Below are 19,654 nucleotides of genomic sequence, written 5' to 3'. Positions count from 1 at the left end.
CACTCTCCCATGACCGTGAAACCCCGCATCATCATCTCAAGTGACCACGCCGACATCGCCCTACGCCAAGACATCGCCCGCCATGTGGCCGAGCGCGGTTTTGAGGTCGAAGACATCGGCCCGGCAACGGCAGAGAGCACGGATTACCCCAAACACGGCGAAGCCGCCGCACGACGCATCGCAGCAGGGGAGTTCGACCTTGGCATCCTGATCTGCGGCACGGGGCAGGGCATCATGATGGCCGCCAATAAGGTCAAAGGCATTCGCTGCGGTGTTTGCGCCGATACATTCTCGGCCAAGATGATCCGGGCGCATAACAACGCGAATATGCTGTCGATGGGCGCGCGGGTGATCGGCGGCGGGCTTGCGCTTGAGATCGTGGATGCCTTTCTCGATACCGAGTTTGAAGGCGGGCGTCATGGCCGCCGCGTCGATATGATCACGGCGATTGAAGACTGAGCTTAAGGTGCTGCCGGAGCGCGCCCGTTGGGGTGCGTTCGGGGCGGTTTCGACACCGAGTTTACAGGGCGCTATCGCTGGTGGTGCTGCGCGGGGCGCCTGCAGGTGCCGGACAAAAAAAACACCCCGGAGGGCCAAACCGCTCCGGGGTGTTTTTCGTCTGACCTGTGGTCGCTTCAGCCGTTGGCTTCGCGGATCTTATCTGCAGCGTCCTTGTCGAACGCCACGCCGTTCTCGGCAAAGAGCGTGTCCAATTCGCCCGACAGCGTCATCTCGGTGATGATGTCACAGCCACCGACGAACTCGCCTTTGACGTAAAGCTGGGGAATGGTCGGCCAGTCAGAGAATTCCTTGATCCCCTGACGCAGACCCTCATCGGCCAGCACGTTCACATCGGCAAAGTTAACGCCCATGTAGTTCAGCACCCCGGCCACGCGGCTGGAGAAACCACACTGCGGCATTTCCTTGGTGCCTTTCATAAACAGAACCACGTCGTTTTTGGTGATTTGTTCTTTGATCTGGTTGGCGGCATCGCTCATGTCATTTGTCCTTCACATCTGATTTCTTGAACGCAGCGTGATAGCGCCGCGCATAGGTTTCATCGTCGGCCCAGGGCTTCACATCCAACTCGGCCCCGCCGAGAAAGAAACCGCCCCGTTTCTTCGTCCAATTCGTCTGCCCACGCTCAAGGCTCTCATTGCGCCGCGCGGTGCGGGCCACGGCTTCCAAATCCAATGCCTCCATCCCCAGCGGCACTTTGCCGGTCTCAGGACGCGGAGGCTGGCGGTGCGAGAGCGGCACGTGCCGCCCGCGCCCCGCACGGTGCTGGGCATAGGCGGTGGCGGCGATCCCGCCCAGAACAACCGCTGCGGCCCAGCCCCACATCGTCAGTCTGGCGTCCGAGTGGTCAGCGCCAGCGCGTGCAGATCACCATTTGATCCGTCCATCTTGCCCTTGAGGGCCGCATAGACGGCGCGCTGTTGCTGCACCCGGTTCATACCACGGAAGCTTTCGTCAACGACCATGGCCGCCATATGCACGCCGTCATTGCCTTCGACGGTGATCTTGGCGTCCGGAAAGGCCGCGCGGATCAGGTCTTCGATTTCGCTGGCTTGCATGGGCATGGGGTGGCTCCGGTTGCTGTGTTATCTTGGCCTAGATGTAGTGCCGCACCGCGCTGCGTGCAAGGCGAAGCCGAAGGCTGGATCGGGCATTGACCTTTGCCCGCGTTGCAACACACTCTGCGCCCTCACGGCGAAAGGACAGCAGATGGACCGGATCCCCGAACAGGCGCTCGAATGGGCCGAGGCTGGACAGCCTGTGGCGCTGGCCACGGTGGTAGAGACATGGGGCTCGGCCCCGCGCCGCGCAGGCGCGCAGCTGGCCGTGGCGGGCGACGGTACGATGATGGGTTCCGTCTCGGGTGGCTGTGTCGAAGGGGCGGTGGTGGTCGAGGCGCTGGAGGCGCTAGAGGACGGGCGGACGCGGCTTTTGGAATACGGTGTCAGCGACGGCGATGCCTTTGCCGTGGGGCTGGCCTGCGGCGGCACGATCAAAGTGCTGGTGGAGCCAATCGGGCCTGAGGCGTTGCCCCTTGAGATGCTGCGCGAATTGGTGGCGAAACGGACAAGCCGGCAGGCCGTGGCCTATGAGGTCGCGCTTGACGGCAGCACCCGGCACCTGACCCAGGACGGACACCAAGACCGCTTTCGCAGGGACCGGTCAGGGGTGGAGGAAGACAGCGGGCGTTTCATCGCCATCCACAACCCGCCACTGCGCCTTGTGATCGTCGGCGCGGTGCATATCGCGCAGCATTTGGTGCGCATGGCGGGGGAGGCTGGGTTCGACCCCATCGTCGTTGACCCGCGCGAAGCCTTCGGCTCCTCCGCGCGTTTCCCCGACTGCCGGGTGATCAACGACTGGCCCGATGCCGCGCTACGCGAGATTGGCCTCGATGCCCGCTCCGCCGTTGTTCTGCTCACCCATGACCCCAAACTCGATGATCCGGCGCTGCATGTGGCGCTTGCGTCAGCGGCCTTCTACATCGGCGCGCTCGGCTCGACCCGAACACAGGCCAGCCGTCTTGCGCGGTTGGAAGAGGCGGGCGTGGCACCGGATCAGGCTGCGCGGATCCATGGGCCGGTCGGCCTCGACATTGGTGCTGCCAGCCCCGCCGAAATCGCCGTGTCGATCCTCGCTCAAATGATTCAAAGCCTGCGTCGCCCATGAGGTTCGGACCGGTCCCCTTGAGCGATGCGCTTGGCGCGACGCTCGCCCATTCCGTCGCCGTCACAAAGGGGCGTCTGCGCAAAGGGCGGGTGCTAGTGCCGCAGGATATCGACGCACTTTCTAAGGCGGGCATCAAAGAGGTGATCGTCGCCCGGCTTGACCCCGGCGACATTGATGAAAATGCCGGTGCTGCCAGATTGGCCCATGCGCTCTGTGGTCCGGGTCTTCGGATGTCGCAGCCCTTTACCGGACGGGTAAACCTGCTTTCCGATGGGCCGGGCGTGGTGGTGATGGATCGTGCGGCGCTAGAGGCGGTCAACGCAGTGCATCCGATGATCACGCTGGCCACGGTGCCGCCCCATCAACAGATGGGTGAGAACGGCATGGTGGCGACGATCAAGATCATTTCTTATGCCGTGCCCGCCGAAGCGGTGGCGACCGCCTGTGCAGCGGCAGGAGAAAGCGCGCTGCGCCTTGCGCCACCCGTCCTGCGCGATGCAACGCTCATCATTACAGATGTCCCCGGCGGTGCCGGAGAGAAGGGCCGCGCGGCGGTCGAAGGGCGGCTGGCAGCGCTGAACGTGGCCTTGGAAGACGTCATCATGGTCCCCCATCGCAGCGCACCACTCGCCGAGGCGATTGCCGCAGCCCAGACCGACCTGATCCTTATCCTCACCGCCTCGGCCACGTCTGACAGCAACGACATCGCTCCGTCGGCCTTGCGTCAAGCAGGCGGCGAGGTGACGCGTTTTGGCATGCCGGTGGACCCCGGTAATCTACTCTTTCTCGGCCATCTGGGCACCCGAGCCGTGATTGGCCTGCCGGGCTGCGCCCGCTCGCCTGCGCTGAATGGCGCGGATTGGGTGCTGTCGCGGCTGGTTTGCGGCATTCCGGTCACCAGCGCGGATATTGCGGGCATGGGGGTGGGCGGACTGCTCAAGGAAATCCCGACCCGTCCGCAGCTGCGAAACCCCGACAAAAGCGCGAGCGGCAGCTGAGAAAAAGCCCTCAGAAAATATGTGTTCTCAACTAGTGCTTGTCGTGCTTAACTGCCTCTAACAAGCGTCAGACTGGGAGGAAGAACATGACACAGGTCAAGATGACCGTGAACGGCAAACCCGCGTCAGGGGAGGTCGAAGGCCGCACGCTGCTGGTGCATTTCCTACGCGATGATCTGGAACTCACCGGCACCCATGTGGGCTGCGACACCAGCCAATGCGGGGCCTGTGTGGTTCATGTGAATGGCAATGCGGTCAAGGCCTGCACCATGTTCGCGATTGAGGCTGACGGGGCCCAGATCGACACCATCGAAGGGCAGGCGGCCCCGGACGGCACGCTCAACACCATCCAGCAGGCGTTTCAGGATCACCACGGGCTGCAATGCGGATTTTGCACGCCGGGCATGGTGATGTCGGCAGCGGCCCTGCTCAAGGACAACCCCAAGCCGAGCGAGGCCGAGGTGCGCCATTACCTTGACGGCAACATCTGCCGCTGCACCGGTTATCATAACATCGTCAAAGCGATCATGGCCGCCAGTGGTCAGGACGTCAGCGCGCTGGCGGCAGAGTAAGGCTCAGAACAGCGTTGCGTTGAGCAGACCGGTGATGGCGGAGGGAGGACCACCAGAACCGGGCGCCGCGTGACAGATCAGGTGCATCCGCACCGCCACCAAACGGGAGGACATTATGCCTAAGGATTTTGAACCGACGCGCGGAATTGGCGCCAGCAGCAAACGACGGGAGGACATTCGCTTTCTCACTGGGTCGGGGCGCTACACGGATGATATTAACCTGCGCCGTCAGACCCATGTGTTCTTCCTGCGCTCTGACGTGGCGCATGGGCGGCTGACGGGGGTCGATACCTCCGCCGCCGAGGATATGCCCGGTGTGCTGAAGATTTTCACCGGCGCGGATTTTGCCGAAATCGGCGGCATGCCCTGTGGCTGGCAGATCACTGATAAACACGGCCAACCCATGCAAGAGCCGAAACACCCGGTTCTGGCCCATGAAAAGGTTCGCCATGTGGGTGAGCCCATCGCTGCCGTGGTGGCCGAGACTTTGGCGCAGGCGCGCGACGCCGCTGAAGCAATCGTCGTCGATATCGATGAGCTGCCCGCCGTGGTGAACATGAAAGATGCGGTTAAAGAAGGTGCACCAAAGGTGCATGACGATCTGACAAGCAACCTTTGTTACGACTGGGGTTTTGTCGAAGAGAATAAGGACGCGGTGAACAAGGCCTTTGAGGAGGCTCATCATGTCACCACGCTTGAACTGGTCAACAACCGTCTTGTCGCCAACCCGATGGAGCCGCGCGTGGCCATCGGCGAGTACGACCGCTCGGCTGGCGATTATACGCTCTATACAACCAGCCAAAACCCGCATGTGATCCGCCTGCTGATGGGCGCCTTTGTGCTGGGCATTCCCGAGCATAAGCTGCGTGTGGTGGCCCCTGATGTGGGCGGCGGCTTTGGCACCAAGATTTTCCACTATCAGGAAGAAGCCTTTTGCACCTTTGCCGCCAAGGCCGTGGGGCGTCCGGTGAAATGGACCTCCAGCCGCTCCGAGGCTTTCATGTCTGATGCCCATGGCCGGGATCACGTGACCAAGATCGAACTGGCGCTGGATGCCGACAATAATTTCAAGGCCATTCGGACCGATACCTATGCCAATATGGGGGCCTATTTGTCGACTTTCGCGCCCTCGGTGCCGACATGGCTGCACGGCACGCTGATGGCGGGGAACTACAAAACACCGCTGATCTACGTGAATGTTAAGGCGGTCTTTACCAATACCGTGCCAGTAGACGCTTACCGCGGTGCCGGACGGCCCGAGGCGACCTATCAGTTGGAGCGTTTGATCGACAAGGCCGCGCATGAGTTGAAGGTCGACCCAATCAAACTGCGCCGCCAGAACTTCGTGACGGAGTTTCCCTACGCCACCCCGGTGGCGGTGGAGTATGACACTGGCGATTACAACGCCACGATGGACAAGCTTGAAGAGATCGCTGACCACGCGGGCTTTGCGGCGCGGCGCCGCGAGAGTGAAGCCAAAGGCAAGCTTCGCGGCTTCGGCGTGAACTGCTATATCGAGGCTTGCGGCATCGCGCCGTCGAACCTTGTCGGCCAACTCGGTGCGCGTGCGGGGCTTTATGAAAGCGCCACGGTGCGGGTCAATGCGACCGGTGGGCTGGTTGTCATGACCGGCAGCCACAGCCACGGGCAGGGGCATGAGACCTCTTTCGCGCAGGTGGTGGCCGATATGATCGGCATTGATGAGAACATGGTCGAGATCGTCCATGGTGACACGGCACGCACGCCGATGGGCATGGGTACCTATGGCTCAAGATCGCTGGCCGTGGGCGGCAGCGCGATGGTGCGCGCGACGGAAAAGATCATCGCCAAGGCCAAGAAGATCGCCAGCCATCTACTCGAAGCCTCGGAAGGGGATATCGAGTTGAAAGATGGTGCCTTTAGCGTGGCGGGGACGGATAAATCCGTGGCTTGGGGCGATGTGACGCTCGCGGCCTATGTGCCGCATAACTATCCGTTGGAGGAGATCGAACCGGGGCTGGAAGAAACCGCCTTCTACGACCCGTCGAACTTTACCTATCCGGCGGGGGCCTATGCCTGCGAGGTCGAGCTTGATCCCGAAACCGGGCATGTCACGGTGGAGCGGTTCACCGCAGCGGATGACTTTGGCAACGTCGTGAACCCGATGATCGTCACCGGTCAAGTACATGGCGGTTTGGCACAGGGTATCGGCCAGGCACTGCTGGAAAACTGCGCCTATGACGAAGACGGGCAATTGCTAAGCGCGTCTTACATGGATTACGCCATGCCCCGCGCAAGCGATTTGCCGTTCTATGACGTGGATCACTCCTGCCAGACGCCCTGTACTCACAACCCCTTGGGCGTGAAAGGCTGCGGGGAGGCGGGGGCGATTGGCTCGCCGCCTGCCGTGGTCAACGCAGTGCTCGACGCCATGCGCTCGGGCGGGAAGGACATTGGCCATATCGACATGCCGGTCAGCCCCTCGCGGGTTTGGGAGGCGATGAATGGCTGAGCGCCTCGGCCAGCTGAAGATTGGATTAAGAAAAGAGGCGACGCTTGGCGGCCTCTGGGAAGGATGAAAGATGTATGATTTTGAGATAGAACGCCCGGCCAGCGTGGCGGATGCGGTCAAGGCTTTGGGCCGGGAGGACGCGCAACCGCTCAGCGGTGGGCAGACGCTGATCCCCACGCTCAAGGCGCGGCTGGCGATGCCGTCGGTTCTGGTGTCCTTGACGGGTATCGAAGGCCTTAAGGGCGTCGAAATGCGTGACGGCGCGCTTTGGATCGGGGGTGGGACGACCCATGCCACTGTGATGCGCGACGCGGCAGAGAGCTATCCGGCGCTCGCCAGCCTCGCCGCGCGGATTGGTGACCCGGCGGTGCGCAACCGAGGCACGATCGGGGGATCACTGGCGAACAACGATCCTTCCGCCTGCTATCCGGCGGGTGCCTTGGCCAGCGGCGCGACGATTGAGACCGATCGGCGGGAGATTGCGGCGGATGATTACTTCCAAGGGATGTTCACCACCGCGCTGGAAGAAGGAGAGATCGTGACCGGCGTGCGCTTTCCCATTCCGCAGGCCGCGCATTACGAGAAGTTCATCCAACCCGCCTCACGCTTTCCGCTCGTCGCGGCCTATGTCGCGCGGTTCAGCGACGGGGTGCGTATGGCAATCACGGGTGCGTCCAATGAAGGGGTCTTCCGCTGGACGGAGGCCGAAGAAGCGCTGTCGTCCCGCTTTGAGCCAAGCGCGCTTGAGGGGCTGGCCCTTGATGGTGGCGGTATGATCAGCGATCTGCATGGCAGTGGCGCTTACCGCGCGCATCTCTGCGCAGTCATGACGCGCCGGGCGGTGCAAGCAATCGCCTGATAGCCGATAACAAGCCTTAAACCTGTGCCGCGTCCCCTGCCGGGGGCGCGGTATTTTTATGGGCTAAGGTATTGATATTGGATAGCGGAACCAGAGCCCACATTATGCGTTAGGTGACAAGCGCTGCCCGAACGGCGTTCCCGCAATAATGAGGACGTGAACATGAAAAACCTACTGAGATCGACGACTTCGCTGGGTCTTAGCCTTGCATTGGCTTTCCCCCATGGTGCCTTTGCACAGGATCAAAATCTGGCTGAATGCGGCCCCGTAGGCGAAGCGACAGAGTTTCCCTGCGCATTTGATGATCAGACGGTAGAAAATGCCGAAGAACTGCGCGTGATTGCCGGGCTGAGCGCCGATGCGGAAGCAGATGCGAGTGCGGAAGTAGAAGCTGAAGGTGAAGCTGAAGCTGAAGCTGAAGCGGAAGGCGGTTCGGTTGTGGATCAAGCCACTGACGCCGTTGAAGCAACAGGCGACGCCGTTGCCGACGCTGTTGAAGGTGCCGAAGATCAGGCTGAGCAGGCTGCAGAAGCGGCAGAGGCCGAAGCGGATGCCGCCGCAGAAGAAGCTGAGTCCACAGCTGCCGAAGCTGAAGCAGCCGTAGAAGCCGAAGCAAATGAGGCCGAAGCTGAGGTAACAACTGAAGCAGAGACCGAAGCTGAAGTTGAAGCTGAGACAGAAATGTCTGCTGAGACCGAAGCTGAAGCCGAGACAGAGATGTCGTCAGAAACTGAGGTAGAGGCCGAGACCGCCGAAACCGAAGCTGAGGCTGAAGCCGTTGAAGAGTCGGAAGTCAAATCTGCGACAGAATCCGCGCCTGCTGATGTAGCTACCGGATCAGAGACAGATACAACCACCGACACTGAGACCACAGCTGGTTCTGCCGAAACCGAAGCCGAAACAAGCGGCGAAGCGGTTGGCGCAGAAGCCGATGCTGGTCTGACCGAAGAGCAAATCCGTGAACGTGATGAACGCCGTGCGGCCCGTCAGGCCGAGCGTCGTGAAGAACGCCGCGCCGAGCGCCGCGCGGAACGCGAAGCCGCTGCTGCAGCCGCTGCCGCTGCTGCTGAAAGCGACTCGGATGCCGAAGTTGTGACCGAAGAAGTAACTGAACAAGATGTCCGTAGCTCGGACGAAGACTTCGACACCAAAGTTACAGCAGCCGGTGATGCCGAAGCTGCTGCGTCGAATGACGACGACGGTGGTCTGTCTGACTTTGAAAAAGCACTGCTGCTCGGTCTTGGCGCCGTAGCCGTCGGTTCGGTGCTGAACAATGGCGAGAAAATCGTAAGCCGCTCGGGCGACCGCGTGGTTGTACAGGACGACTCAGGTGAACTGCGCGTCCTGAAGGACGATAATGCATTGATCCGCCGCCCTGGCGACCAAGTGCAAACTCAGACCTTCGACGACGGCTCGACACGTACCATTGTGACCAAAAGCGATGGCAGCCGGATCGAAACCATCCGGTCGCGCGATGGTACCGTTCTGCGCCGCACCAACTTTGATGCGCAGGGCCGCGAGTATGTGCTGGTCGATGACCTCGTGGAAGAGCGCGAGGTTATCGTGAACGACCTGCCGCAGGTCCAGGAAACACAGCAAGCCCAACGTGTGAGCACACAGGACGAAGCCGCGCTGCGTCAAGCACTGCAGGCTGAGTTGCGCAACGACCAAGGCCGGACATTCTCGCTCCGTCAGGTTCGCGAAATCCGTGAGGTGCGTTCGCTTGCGCCCGAACTGGAATTGGATGCCGTACGCTTCCCCACAGGTTCCGCCGCGATCCAGCCTGAGCAAGCCCGCGCGCTTGCAAATATCGGCACCACACTGCGTGACATGATCGAGAAAGACCCGCGCACTGTGATCCTAGTTGAGGGCCATACCGACGCCGTTGGCGATGCGAGCTACAATCTCGCTCTGTCTGACCGTCGTGCGGAAACCGTTGCACTGGCGCTGACCGAGTACTTTGACGTACCGCCAGCCAACCTGATCACACAAGGCTACGGTGAAAGCCAGCTACGCGTGCCGACAACAGCGGCAGAGCCTGCCAACCGCCGCGCTGTTGTACGCAACATCTCTGGTCTGCTGCGCTAAGCAGACCTAACTTAAAATAGAAAACGCCCCCGGAGCGATCCGGGGGCGTTTTACGTTGGAGACGAGAAAACCGTTCATCAAGCCCGCTAAGCAAGCCCGAGACAGTTTAGATCACTTGTTGGGCAGGGGCCCGATCACCATGACCATCTGGCGGCCTTCCATCTTGGGGAAGTTCTCAACCCGGCCAATGTCTTTGGTATCTGCAGCAACGCGCTCCAAAAGCTCACGACCAAGGTTCTGGTGCGCCATTTCACGGCCACGGAACCGTAGGGTCACCTTCACCTTGTCGCCACCTTCGAGAAACTTAAAGACGTTACGCATCTTCACATCGTAGTCGTTCGTATCCGTGTTGGGACGGAACTTGACCTCTTTGATCTCGATGATCTTCTGTTTCTTGCGGGCTTCGCTCTCGCGCTTTTGCTGTTCATATTTGAACTTGCCGAAATCCATGATCTTACACACGGGCGGCTTGGCATTGGGCGAAATCTCGACAAGGTCGAGGCCGGCTTCATCGGCCATTTCCATGGCACGCTGAGGCGTCACAACGCCGACGTTTTCGCCGTCCGCACCGATCAGGCGGATTTCAGTGGAGCGGATCTTGTCGTTGACGCGCGGGCCGGTGTCACGTTGGGGCGGCGCGTTATGAGGTCTGCGAGCGATGGTGATGGTCCTTTGATTGTTACCTATTCCGAGAATGCAAGGTAAACCCGGAGGGGGGCATCTTCAAGCCGCAAAATTGCGCTATAAGTGGGGTTTGCACCGATTTCCCCTTGATCCGCAGCAATTGTGACGCAATTGACGGGTATGCGGCCACGCGGGTAATCTTTGACTTCGCGGGGCGTAGATTAAGGGGAATAGAATGAAGAATCTGGTCTGGTTGGTCGTAGCGGCGCTGATTGCGCTGGCAGGCTATATGCTTTTCACTGGCAAAGGGCCGCAAGAAGTGGCGATTGAGGCTTCTGACGCGATCAATGCGCCCGCGCTGGCTGAGGATGCGACCCAAGCCGCTGAAGAAGCTGCCGATGCGATCACCGACACGGTGGATGCTGCAGGTGAGGCGATCAGCGACGCAGTGGATGATGCAACCGAAAGCGCAAATGACGCGGCAGAACCTGCGGCGCAGAATTAAACAACCGCTTAATAGCAAAAGATAAAGGCCGCGTCCGGAGTTTCGGACGCGGCCTTTGTTTTGAACATGGTCAAGCGCAGGCCTATTCGGCGGCAGGCTTCATCTGGAACCCCTCTTTCACCTGATCGGCGGGTGTCACCGGATAATCGCCCGAGAAACAGGCGTCGCAATACTGCGGGCATTCGGCCTTGCGGCCTTCAGCTTCGCCCACCGCACGGTAAAGACCGTCAAGCGAGATGAACTTGAGGCTATCGACTTGGAGGTGATCGCGCATCTCATCTTCCGACATGGTAGCCGCCAGCAGCTTTTCGCGCTGCGGAGTGTCGACACCGTAGAAACAAGGCCAAGCCGTGGGCGGGGAGGCGATGCGGAAATGCACTTCCTTGGCCCCGGCATCCAGAATCATCTCTTTGATCTTGCGCGAGGTCGTGCCGCGCACCACCGAGTCGTCGACCAAAATCACCCGCTTGCCCTTGATCAGCGCCCGGTTGACGTTGAGCTTGAGGCGCACACCCATGTTGCGGATTTGCTCGGTCGGCTCAATGAAGGTCCGGCCCATATATTGGTTGCGGATGATCCCCATCGCATACGGAATGCCGGACTCGAGGCTGAACCCGATCGCCGCCGGGGTGCCGCTGTCGGGCACAGGGCAGACGAGATCGGCGTCGACGGGGCTTTCCTTGGCCAGTTCACGGCCAATATTCTCGCGCGTTTCATAGACCGAGCGACCGCCGAGGATACTATCAGGGCGGCTGAAATAGACATGCTCAAAGATGCAGAAGCGCGATGGCACGCGGCGGAAAGGGAAATGGCTTTCGACCCCTTTTTCGGTGATGACCACCATTTCGCCCGGTGCAATCTCGCGCACGAATTCGGCACCGATAATGTCGAGCGCGCAGGTCTCAGAGCTGAGCGCCCAGCCATCGCCGACACGGCCCAGAACCAGCGGACGCACGCCCAGCGGGTCGCGCACACCGATCAGCTTGGTGCGGGTCATCGCCACGACTGAAAAGGCACCTTCGACCCGGCGCAGGGCATCTTCCATCCGTTCGGGGATGTTTTGCTGCAGGGAGCGTGCCATCAGGTGAATGATGCACTCACTGTCCGAGGACGACTGAAAGATCGAGCCGCGCTCGATCAACTCACGGCGCAGCGCATTAGCATTCGTGATATTGCCATTGTGCGCAATCGCGGCGCCGCCCATGGCAAATTCGCCAAAGAAGGGCTGCACGTCGCGGATCGCGGTCGGGCCTTTGTTGCCAGAGGTGGAGTAGCGGACATGACCGATCGATAATTCGCCGGGCAGAGTTTGCATGATGTCCTGCGAGGTGAAGTTATCGCGGACATAGCCAAAGCGTCGGGCAGATTGGAAACCAGCTTCGGGATCATAGCTGACGATGCCGCCAGCCTCTTGTCCGCGGTGCTGGAGGGCGTGGAGGCCAAGGGCCACAAACGTGGCGGCATCAGCAACGCCAACAACGCCGAAAACGCCGCATTCCTCCTTCAGTTTGTCTTCATCTCCGCTGTCGCGCAGATAGGATGTGTCAAAAGGATGGGCGGGTGGCATGAGCTTGGACAACGGGGCAACTCCGAATCCGGGTGAGGTCGCTGTCTATGTAGGGGCTTCGCACCCGACTGTCACCCCGCATGTCGCCCGCAAGCGGCACTGGGCGCGATAAAGCGATGCGCTCGATCGGCAGATGGGCAGTGGTGGCCATCAGGACCCCGCAGCCACTGCCGACCATATCCCAGATGCAAAACAGGCGGCCCTAAGCTTTGGCCGCCTGTTTAAAACGATTGTGTGAAGAGATTGTGAAGGCTTTACGCGCTACATTTCCCAACCAGCGCCTCGTAACGGTTGGTAATCCAACCAAGCGCCTCTTGTGGGTCTTTCTCTTCGATCTGGCCGGTAAAGCGCGAGAAAACGGCGGCGGAGCGGCTGTTTTCAACCATCGTTGTGCGCTCTCCGGTGATGACCGTGTCGTAGACGAAGAAGGCAATCGCCACGAGCAGCACACCCCGGACCACGCCGAAGACAAAGCCAAGCCCCTGATCGATCCCACCAAGAATCGACCGGTGCACCAAAGAAGAGAATAGCGGCGTGAAGAGCGACACAACGATCAAGGCCGCCGCAAAGACCAGCGCAAAGGCACCGATGACCGACAGCTCACAGCTATCGGCAAGGAACTCACCGACGTAGGGCAATTCGCGCACCAGCGGCTCAACCTGCGGTGCAAAGAGGAAGGCCAACACTGCAGCTGCAATCCAGCCAACAATCGCCATCAGCTCGCGCACCAGCCCGCGGCCATAGGCCAGCAGTGCCGATAGCACGATGACCACCGCAACCACCCCGTCAATAATGGTAAAACCGTCCATGCGCGTTCTCGCCCTCGTCTAAGGGGGGATCAGCCCGCCCCGAAAATTTCGCCAACAAATCCGGTCAGATCGCTCATTGTATTCAGCGCAATTCCGGTCGCACCCACGGCTTTCCCGCCGCGCGGTGCAATAGCGCTCGTAAAACCAAGTTTTTGCGCCTCTTTCAACCTGTTTTCCGTCTGGCTGGCGGGTCGCAGCGCACCGGAAAGGCTGATTTCCCCGAAAACAACGGTTTCGGCAGGTAATGCAACATCTTCGCGAGCGGAAAGGATCGCGGCGGCGACGGCCAAATCGGCGGCAGGCTCTGAAATTTTCATGCCGCCCGCGACGTTGAGATAGACGTCAAGCCCGGCAAAGGGAATGCCGCAGCGTGCCTCTAAAACCGCGAGGATCATTGCCAGACGCCCCGAGTCCCAGCCCACCACCGTGCGCCGCGCTTGGGAGTGGGGCGAGGGTGCAACAAGCGCCTGAAGCTCCACCAAAACGGGTCGTGTGCCTTCGATACCCGCAAAAACGACAGAGCCGGGAGAAGGCTGGCCGCGCTCGGACAGAAACAGGGCTGAGGGGTTGGTAACCTCGGCCAACCCGCTGCCGGTCATCTCAAAGACGCCGATTTCATCCGCCGGACCAAAACGGTTTTTCACCGCGCGCAGAATGCGGAACTGGTGGCCGCGCTCGCCTTCGAAATAAAGCACGGTGTCGACCATATGCTCCACCACGCGCGGGCCCGCGATCTGGCCTTCTTTGGTCACGTGACCCACCAGAATCACCGCCACACCGCGGCGTTTGGCAAAGGTGGTCAATTCATGCGCCGCCGCACGAACCTGACTGACGGAACCGGGGGCGCTTTCGACGTTGTCGGCCCACATGGTCTGAATGGAATCAATGATCGCCAGTTGCGGGCGCTCGGCCTCCAAGGTGGTGAGGATATCGCGCAGGTTGGTCTCTGCTGCCAGTTTCACCGGCGCTTCGGCCAAATCTAGCCGCTGCGCGCGCATGCGGACTTGAGCGCTGGCTTCTTCGCCGCTGACATAGATTGTCTTTAGCCCCGATTTCGCGAAATGGGCGGCAGCCTGCAGCAAAAGGGTCGATTTCCCGATACCTGGATCGCCGCCCACGAGGATCGCCGAGGCCGGCACCAACCCGCCACCCAGAACGCGGTCCAATTCGGCAATGCCCGATTGCGCGCGGGGCGGCGGGGTTTCTTGGGTGGCAAGGTCGGTTAGCTCAATGGCAGAGCCGCGCCGCGCGCCCAGAGATTTACTGGGTGGGCCTGCGGAGATGCCTTTATCTTCGACAATCGAGTTCCAAGCGCCGCAGGCGTCGCAGCGCCCGGACCATTTGGAATGTTTTGCGCCGCATTCGGTGCAAGAAAAATTTGAGGAGGTTTTAGCCATGGGCCCTTTTCGCGCAGGTGCCGGATGGCGTCAAAGGAAAAGCATCCGGCCTTTGGGCGATGATCCCGGGGGGGAACCCAAGGGCCGGATGCTGCCGCCTAACTTATTCGGCGGCCTTGGGTGGTAGGTCGATCACAATGTTATCAAGCGATGTGGGATCAGGCTTGCGATTGGGGGCGGGCGCTTCAGTTTGGACCACACGCTCAAGGCCAAGTTCCGGCATGATCTCCCGCATCTCATCGCGCAGACGTTCGAGTTGGGCCACGGCGACGCTCTCTTCGAGTTCGACTTCATGCAGCCAATGCTTCATTTCGGTCGAGATCCCCTTGGCCTGCGTGAGACGGCTGTTGAAAAGTTCAACCTCTTCTTGACGCTGCTTCAGGAAACTACGTGCACGGGCCAGTTTCTCGTCAGAATAAACTTCGGCCAGATCGCGGGCCACATGGCTCATCTGCGCGGCCATTTCCAGAACGGCGGGCTCCAGCGTGCTGAGGTCAGGGTGATCGCGAAGATAGGCAAGTCGCTCACGCACCGAATCGAATTCCGAACTCATCTGAAAAGTTTCAGCGCGGTCAGCAGCGTGAACGGCAGCATAGGCGCGTGCCACATCCTGCATGCCGACATTGAACTGGCGATGCGAGGTTTCAAGCTGCATGACGCGGCGGTTGGTGGGCAGGAAAAAACACAGGCCCACGGCCAAAACGGTCAGAGCAAGCTGGGCGTACATCCCGGCGTTCTCCACCGGCTCACCGCCATACTGCAAATCAAGACTGATCCAATTCCAAAGACCGAGTGCGGCCATAATGCTGGCACCGGTCAGAGCGAGTGCCGCGAGGGCGAAAACCACCAAGGCAAGGCGCTGAAAAGCGAATTGAACGAGGTAGGCAAAGGAACGAAGCTGGGACATACATTCTCCCCCCTGGAAGAGCTACTAAGCAAGTTTCTGCCGACCAACGCCCCCTTATCCTTCTTTGTTCCCGTTACACGCGGAATTATGCTGAGGATTTAACAATCTGTTGCAGATATCATGCCACAACCCGCCGTATTTCGGAAACTTTTTGGTCTGGAAGAGCGCATTTTTCCGTGATCCGTCGTGGGCGGGAAACGGCTGTTCGCCTTGGAGCAGGTTCTGCAAGTGGGGTGATTTTTGCCGCAAGCGTCCGCAGGACGGTGGAAAATCGCCGATCTATGCGCTGTAGGCGCGAGCGTATCTTGCACCGAGCGAAGTCAGCACTTCATAGCCAATCGTCCCGGCCCAATCCGCCAGATCGTCGACGCCCTTTGCAGGGCCAATCAATTGTAGCGTCTGAGGTGCGTCTGGCAGGGCGGAAATATCAACCGTGATCAAGTCCATTGAGATCCGGCCAACGATGGGCAAAGGGATACCGTCATGCTGGAAACAGGCTGTGCCCGCTACATTGCCCATCGCGCGCATGAGGCCATCGGCATAGCCTGCTGCAACGGTGGCAAGCTTCACCGTGCCCTCTGCGGTCCAAGAATTCCCGTAGCCTACAGTCTCACCCGGCGTGACGCTGCGGATTTGGATCACCGGTACATCAAGGGTAACGACGGGCCGCGCGTCAGTGAAGGGGCGACCGCCGTAAAGGCCAATTCCGGGACGGGTGACATCGAAGTGATAGTCGGGGCCCAGCAAAATGCCCCCGGTGGCAGAGAGCGAGCGTGGCGCGTCAATTCCTTGGGTCATCTCACGAAAACTGCGCAGTTGCGCGTCGTTCATCTCGTGATCCGGCTCATCCGAGCAGGCCAGATGTGACATGATTAGCGAAGGGCCTTGGCTTAGCGCGATGTCGCGCAGGGCCGCCCATTCCGCAGGCTCCATCCCGAGCCGGTTCATTCCGCTGTCGAGCTGGATGCCAAAGCCATGCCCGGGCAGGGTTTCAAGCTGGCGCAGCAGTTGCTCGGTCGAGTTGATCATCGGCGTCAGCGCGGCACCGGAAATCGCCTCGGCGTCGCCTGCCATATGGCCGGAAAATACATTGATGACCGGGCCTTCGCCCAAGGCCTGTCGCAGCGCCACACCTTCTTCGGCCAAGGCCACAAAGAACTGCCGTGCGCCAGCCTCGGCCAAGGCTGTCGCCACGCGGGCTGCGCCCAACCCATAGCTGTCGGCTTTGACGACCGCGCCGGTTACGGCTTCCGTCATGCGGTCAAGGGCGCGCCAGTTGTCGGCGATGGCTTGCAGGTCGATGGTCAGGGTTGCTTTGCTCATGCGCGGATGTGGGCCAGAATGCGGGGCGAGGTCAAGCGGCCAAGCGCACCTAACGTAACGCGCGACAACCGCGGCGGCGATTTGTTACGGTTTCGCCTACCGGATGCGCAGGAGGGGGAGGTCAGGCGGATGTCACGGATCAGGATTATGTTCGGCCATGCGGGTGTGTCCCTCATGGCGCTGGCCTGCGCGGTGGCCTTTCTGGCGATGCTCTGGGGGGCGCCGCTGTGGTGCTGGGCGCTGGTGCCACTGGGGATCGCGGCGCAGATGCTTAATGAATACAATCTGCACCGTCATATCTTCCACCTTGACCCGCCGAAACGGCAGTGGGCCTTCGATCTGCTTTACCGCGCGCATTACGGGCACCATGATTTTCCCACCAATCACGGTCTGTTCTTTGTCCCGCTTTGGGTCGCTTTGCCGATGCTTGTGGGGAATTTTCTTTTGGTCTGGGGGATCGCAGCGCTGCTGGGGTTTGAAGCGGCTATTTGGATCGCCACGGCAATTGTGCCTCTTGGCGGGGTGCTGACCTTTCTGAGCTATGAGTGGTTCCACATGACCGCGCATCTGACCCTCCCCAAAACGGCGGTTGAGCGCCATGTCACGCGGCTGCACAACCAGCATCATTTTCGGGACTTCAATAAGTGGTTCCACGTCAGCCCTGGTGGAGAGATCATCGATCGCGCCATGGGCACGGATATCGACGCCGAAGCGTTGAAACAGCAGCAGCGCATCGCCTTTATCCGGACTTTGGGAATGAAACCTGATGACCCGAGGCTGTTGGCATCCCGCGCCAAATTCGCCGGGAAATACGGGCTGACTGAGGCTGAAATAGCCCGCGCCGCGCGGGGATGAATGGGAAACTTCCGTAACGTCACGGGCAGGGCGCTTGTTTGTGTCGGTGGCGGAGGTAGGCTCAAGCCTATCCAAGGGAGGACGAACCATGCATCGACATATGACAACCACAGCCCTGCTTGCCGCCAGCCTTGCCGCCGGGGCGGCACAGGCCGAGAACCGGATCGACCAACAGCTGCCGAACGCGCCGGAACTCGCGGCCTATGGCGACCACGCGGTGGGCGTGCGCACACTTGAGATGGTGAACCCCGGCCAGATCGACATTCTGGCGATTGACCCCGCCGCCGACAAACCTGCCGAGATGCCGCGCTATGATCGGCCCCTGACCGTTGAGATGTACTACCCTGCCGCCGAGGGCGCGAACGGTGACACCGCCTTCAAAGCGTACCTGCGCGATGGCACCACCGAAGTCACCCTCACCGGGCAGGCCATGCGCGACGTGGACCCACTGGCGGGAGAGACCTTTCCGCTGGTCCTAATCAGCCACGGCTATCCGGGTAACCGCTATCTGCTGTCGCATCTGGCCGAGAACCTTGCCTCTAAAGGCTATGTCGTGGCGTCGATCGATCACACCGACAGCACCTATCGCACACAGGCGGCCTTTGGCTCGACCCTAGTGAACCGCTCGCTCGATCAGCTGTTCGTGCTGGAACAGATGGCCCAAAAGGCCGAAGAGGGCGGCGATTTTGCGGGGCTTTATGATGCCCAGAACACCGGATTGATCGGCTACTCCATGGGCGGCTACGGCGCGATCATCACCGCAGGCGGCGGCGTGACCGAGGCATCGGTCGGCTACACATGGGGTGGGCCGCATGGCACATTGGGCATTCATCAGGCCGGGTCCGAGACCCATAATGCGCTGCCCGATCCGCGCATCAAGACAGCCGTGGCCTTTGGGCCTTGGGGCATGAACCGTGGCTTCTGGGATGCCGAGGGTCTGTCGGGCGTGCAGATCCCGATGCTCTTCATTGCCGGATCGCAGGATGACACATCTCTCTACGAAGATGGCATTCGCGCAATCTGGGAGAACACCTCGGGCGTCGACCGCGCAATGCTGACCTATATGAACGCGGGCCACAACGCCGGCGCGCCGATGCCCGCTCCAGAGGAGTCCTATTATTTCAACGAAGACAAAGGATTCAACATCTCAGAACACTACACGGATGCGGTTTGGGACACGGTGCGGATGAATAATATCGCCCAGCATTTCGTAACCGCATGGCTGGACAGCCACTTGAAGGGCGAGGCTGAGAAGGCGGCCTATCTTGATCTGGTGGAGGATTCCAACGCAGGCGTCTGGTCGGTCGCAGAAGACGGGACCGAGAAGGAAGACCACAGCTATTGGAAAGGTTTTGCCGAAGGCAGCGCCAAGGGGCTGATGTATGAGACCCGCGCGGCGGGGGAGTAACAAAACGAACGCCCGGGGGGGGTGTCCCCCCAGGCGTTGCGCTTTACGGTTTGATGTAGGTATAGCCCATCTGTTGCAGACGCGAGAGTTCCGCAACGCCAGAAGGCACAATGTCTTCTTCCCACACGTCATAGAGATCGTTCTCATAGCTGATCTTGCGCCCGCGCAATGTGTTGTTGCAGACGTGGAAGCTGACGTTTTGTCCTTTGAGCGATGAGACGGTGGTCTGCATCTTCTCATTGCCTTTGGCATCGGCCAAGAGGCTCAGCCCGTTGCCGTGCAACACGACTTTCACGTCGATATTCTCGGCTCCGACAGCGTTGATGTGATTTTGAATGTTGCGCATGGCCCCCAGATGCGCCTTTGAGGCTTCGCCGCCGTTGTAGTTGATGTGATAGACGACTTTTTGCTTGCCGTAGCGCTCGGATTCTTCGGCGTGGAGCGCGAAGGCGAAGGTGGTGGCGAGCATCAGGCAGATGGCGCGGATGATATTGGTCATTTGGTCCTCCCAAGGTGAGTGACGGTACTGGCGCGATGCGCAGAACCGCCCATCTAGCCTAACG

At 60.4% G+C, this 19,654-nt stretch carries 20 protein-coding genes; 10 read left to right on the top strand and 10 right to left on the bottom strand.

Annotation, left to right across the window (positions count from 1 at the left end; all coding sequences use genetic code 11):
• Nucleotides 1-9: 9 nt before the first annotated feature.
• Nucleotides 10-459 (top strand): ribose 5-phosphate isomerase B, encoded by a 450-nt coding sequence (gene rpiB, locus K3759_RS08945; RefSeq protein ID WP_259981206.1) that lies wholly within the window; start codon nucleotides 10-12, stop codon nucleotides 457-459.
• Between the two features lie 176 nt (nucleotides 460-635).
• On the opposite strand, the gene grxD is transcribed toward rpiB, so the two are convergent.
• Genes grxD through K3759_RS08930 form a run of 3 tightly spaced genes read right to left on the bottom strand, consistent with a single transcriptional unit; the run spans nucleotide 636 to nucleotide 1,583 of the window.
• Nucleotides 636-998: a Grx4 family monothiol glutaredoxin gene (grxD, locus tag K3759_RS08940; RefSeq protein ID WP_259981204.1), complete on the bottom strand. Its 363-nt coding sequence runs from the start codon at nucleotides 996-998 to the stop codon at nucleotides 636-638.
• A 1-nt stretch (nucleotide 999) separates the two neighbouring features.
• Nucleotides 1,000-1,344, bottom strand: a complete 345-nt coding sequence (locus K3759_RS08935; protein ID WP_259981202.1) for a hypothetical protein — start codon at nucleotides 1,342-1,344, stop codon at nucleotides 1,000-1,002.
• A 2-nt stretch (nucleotides 1,345-1,346) separates the two neighbouring features.
• Nucleotides 1,347-1,583, bottom strand: a complete 237-nt coding sequence (locus K3759_RS08930; protein WP_259981201.1) for a BolA family protein — start codon at nucleotides 1,581-1,583, stop codon at nucleotides 1,347-1,349.
• 145 nt (nucleotides 1,584-1,728) lie between these two features.
• Between K3759_RS08930 and K3759_RS08925 the strand changes: the two genes are divergently transcribed.
• The 6 genes from K3759_RS08925 to K3759_RS08900 all read left to right on the top strand — a co-directional run bounded on the left by K3759_RS08925 (nucleotide 1,729) and on the right by K3759_RS08900 (nucleotide 9,696).
• Entirely contained in the window at nucleotides 1,729-2,688 is a 960-nt protein-coding gene (locus K3759_RS08925) for an XdhC family protein (protein ID WP_259981200.1), read from the top strand.
• Complete coding sequence (locus tag K3759_RS08920; protein ID WP_259981198.1) at nucleotides 2,685-3,686, top strand: molybdopterin-binding protein; 1,002 nt, start codon at nucleotides 2,685-2,687, stop codon at nucleotides 3,684-3,686. Before K3759_RS08925 ends, K3759_RS08920 begins: the two co-directional genes overlap by 4 nt.
• A gap of 86 nt (nucleotides 3,687-3,772) precedes the next feature.
• Nucleotides 3,773-4,258 (top strand): (2Fe-2S)-binding protein, encoded by a 486-nt coding sequence (locus K3759_RS08915; protein ID WP_259981197.1) that lies wholly within the window; start codon nucleotides 3,773-3,775, stop codon nucleotides 4,256-4,258.
• 115 nt (nucleotides 4,259-4,373) lie between these two features.
• Nucleotides 4,374-6,749, top strand: coding sequence for a xanthine dehydrogenase family protein molybdopterin-binding subunit (locus K3759_RS08910; protein ID WP_259981195.1), 2,376 nt, complete (start codon nucleotides 4,374-4,376; stop codon nucleotides 6,747-6,749).
• Between the two features lie 70 nt (nucleotides 6,750-6,819).
• The gene (locus K3759_RS08905) at nucleotides 6,820-7,608 is read left to right on the top strand and encodes a xanthine dehydrogenase family protein subunit M (RefSeq protein WP_259981193.1); all 789 of its coding nucleotides are present in this window, start codon (nucleotides 6,820-6,822) and stop codon (nucleotides 7,606-7,608) included.
• A gap of 162 nt (nucleotides 7,609-7,770) precedes the next feature.
• Nucleotides 7,771-9,696 (top strand): OmpA family protein, encoded by a 1,926-nt coding sequence (locus K3759_RS08900; protein WP_259981192.1) that lies wholly within the window; start codon nucleotides 7,771-7,773, stop codon nucleotides 9,694-9,696.
• A gap of 111 nt (nucleotides 9,697-9,807) precedes the next feature.
• Here the strand turns inward: K3759_RS08900 and infC are convergent, their stop codons facing one another.
• Complete coding sequence (gene infC, locus K3759_RS08895; RefSeq protein WP_348155125.1) at nucleotides 9,808-10,356, bottom strand: translation initiation factor IF-3; 549 nt, start codon at nucleotides 10,354-10,356, stop codon at nucleotides 9,808-9,810.
• A 199-nt stretch (nucleotides 10,357-10,555) separates the two neighbouring features.
• On the opposite strand from infC, the gene K3759_RS08890 reads away from it, so the two are divergent.
• Entirely contained in the window at nucleotides 10,556-10,825 is a 270-nt protein-coding gene (locus K3759_RS08890; protein ID WP_259981191.1) for a hypothetical protein, read from the top strand.
• 82 nt (nucleotides 10,826-10,907) lie between these two features.
• On the opposite strand, the gene purF is transcribed toward K3759_RS08890, so the two are convergent.
• From purF to alr, 5 genes are all read right to left on the bottom strand, one after another.
• Nucleotides 10,908-12,392 (bottom strand): amidophosphoribosyltransferase, encoded by a 1,485-nt coding sequence (gene purF / locus K3759_RS08885; protein WP_259985606.1) that lies wholly within the window; start codon nucleotides 12,390-12,392, stop codon nucleotides 10,908-10,910.
• Between the two features lie 254 nt (nucleotides 12,393-12,646).
• A complete protein-coding gene (locus tag K3759_RS08880) occupies nucleotides 12,647-13,201 on the bottom strand; it encodes a CvpA family protein (RefSeq protein ID WP_259981189.1) in 555 nt (184 codons plus the stop codon).
• Nucleotides 13,202-13,230: 29 nt separating this feature from the next.
• Nucleotides 13,231-14,598 (bottom strand): DNA repair protein RadA, encoded by a 1,368-nt coding sequence (gene radA, locus K3759_RS08875; protein ID WP_259981188.1) that lies wholly within the window; start codon nucleotides 14,596-14,598, stop codon nucleotides 13,231-13,233.
• Nucleotides 14,599-14,701: 103 nt separating this feature from the next.
• Nucleotides 14,702-15,505, bottom strand: coding sequence for a DNA repair protein (locus tag K3759_RS08870; protein ID WP_259981186.1), 804 nt, complete (start codon nucleotides 15,503-15,505; stop codon nucleotides 14,702-14,704).
• A 279-nt stretch (nucleotides 15,506-15,784) separates the two neighbouring features.
• Nucleotides 15,785-16,828 carry an alanine racemase gene (gene alr / locus K3759_RS08865; protein WP_259981184.1) on the bottom strand — a complete coding sequence of 348 codons (1,044 nt, stop codon included), beginning with the start codon at nucleotides 16,826-16,828 and terminating at the stop codon, nucleotides 15,785-15,787.
• 129 nt (nucleotides 16,829-16,957) lie between these two features.
• On the opposite strand from alr, the gene K3759_RS08860 reads away from it, so the two are divergent.
• Together K3759_RS08860 and K3759_RS08855 are read left to right on the top strand one after the other, a co-directional pair.
• Entirely contained in the window at nucleotides 16,958-17,683 is a 726-nt protein-coding gene (locus K3759_RS08860) for a sterol desaturase family protein (RefSeq protein WP_259981183.1), read from the top strand.
• A 100-nt stretch (nucleotides 17,684-17,783) separates the two neighbouring features.
• Nucleotides 17,784-19,091 carry a dienelactone hydrolase gene (locus tag K3759_RS08855; protein WP_259981181.1) on the top strand — a complete coding sequence of 436 codons (1,308 nt, stop codon included), beginning with the start codon at nucleotides 17,784-17,786 and terminating at the stop codon, nucleotides 19,089-19,091.
• Nucleotides 19,092-19,134: 43 nt separating this feature from the next.
• On the opposite strand, the gene K3759_RS08850 is transcribed toward K3759_RS08855, so the two are convergent.
• A complete protein-coding gene (locus tag K3759_RS08850; RefSeq protein ID WP_259981180.1) occupies nucleotides 19,135-19,590 on the bottom strand; it encodes a DsrE family protein in 456 nt (151 codons plus the stop codon).
• Between the last annotated feature and the right edge of the window lie 64 nt (nucleotides 19,591-19,654).

Source organism: Sulfitobacter sp. W027, from assembly GCF_025143985.1.
In the GTDB taxonomy this organism is placed as follows: domain Bacteria; phylum Pseudomonadota; class Alphaproteobacteria; order Rhodobacterales; family Rhodobacteraceae; genus Sulfitobacter.
This window is presented reverse-complemented; position numbering and strand designations above follow the sequence as displayed.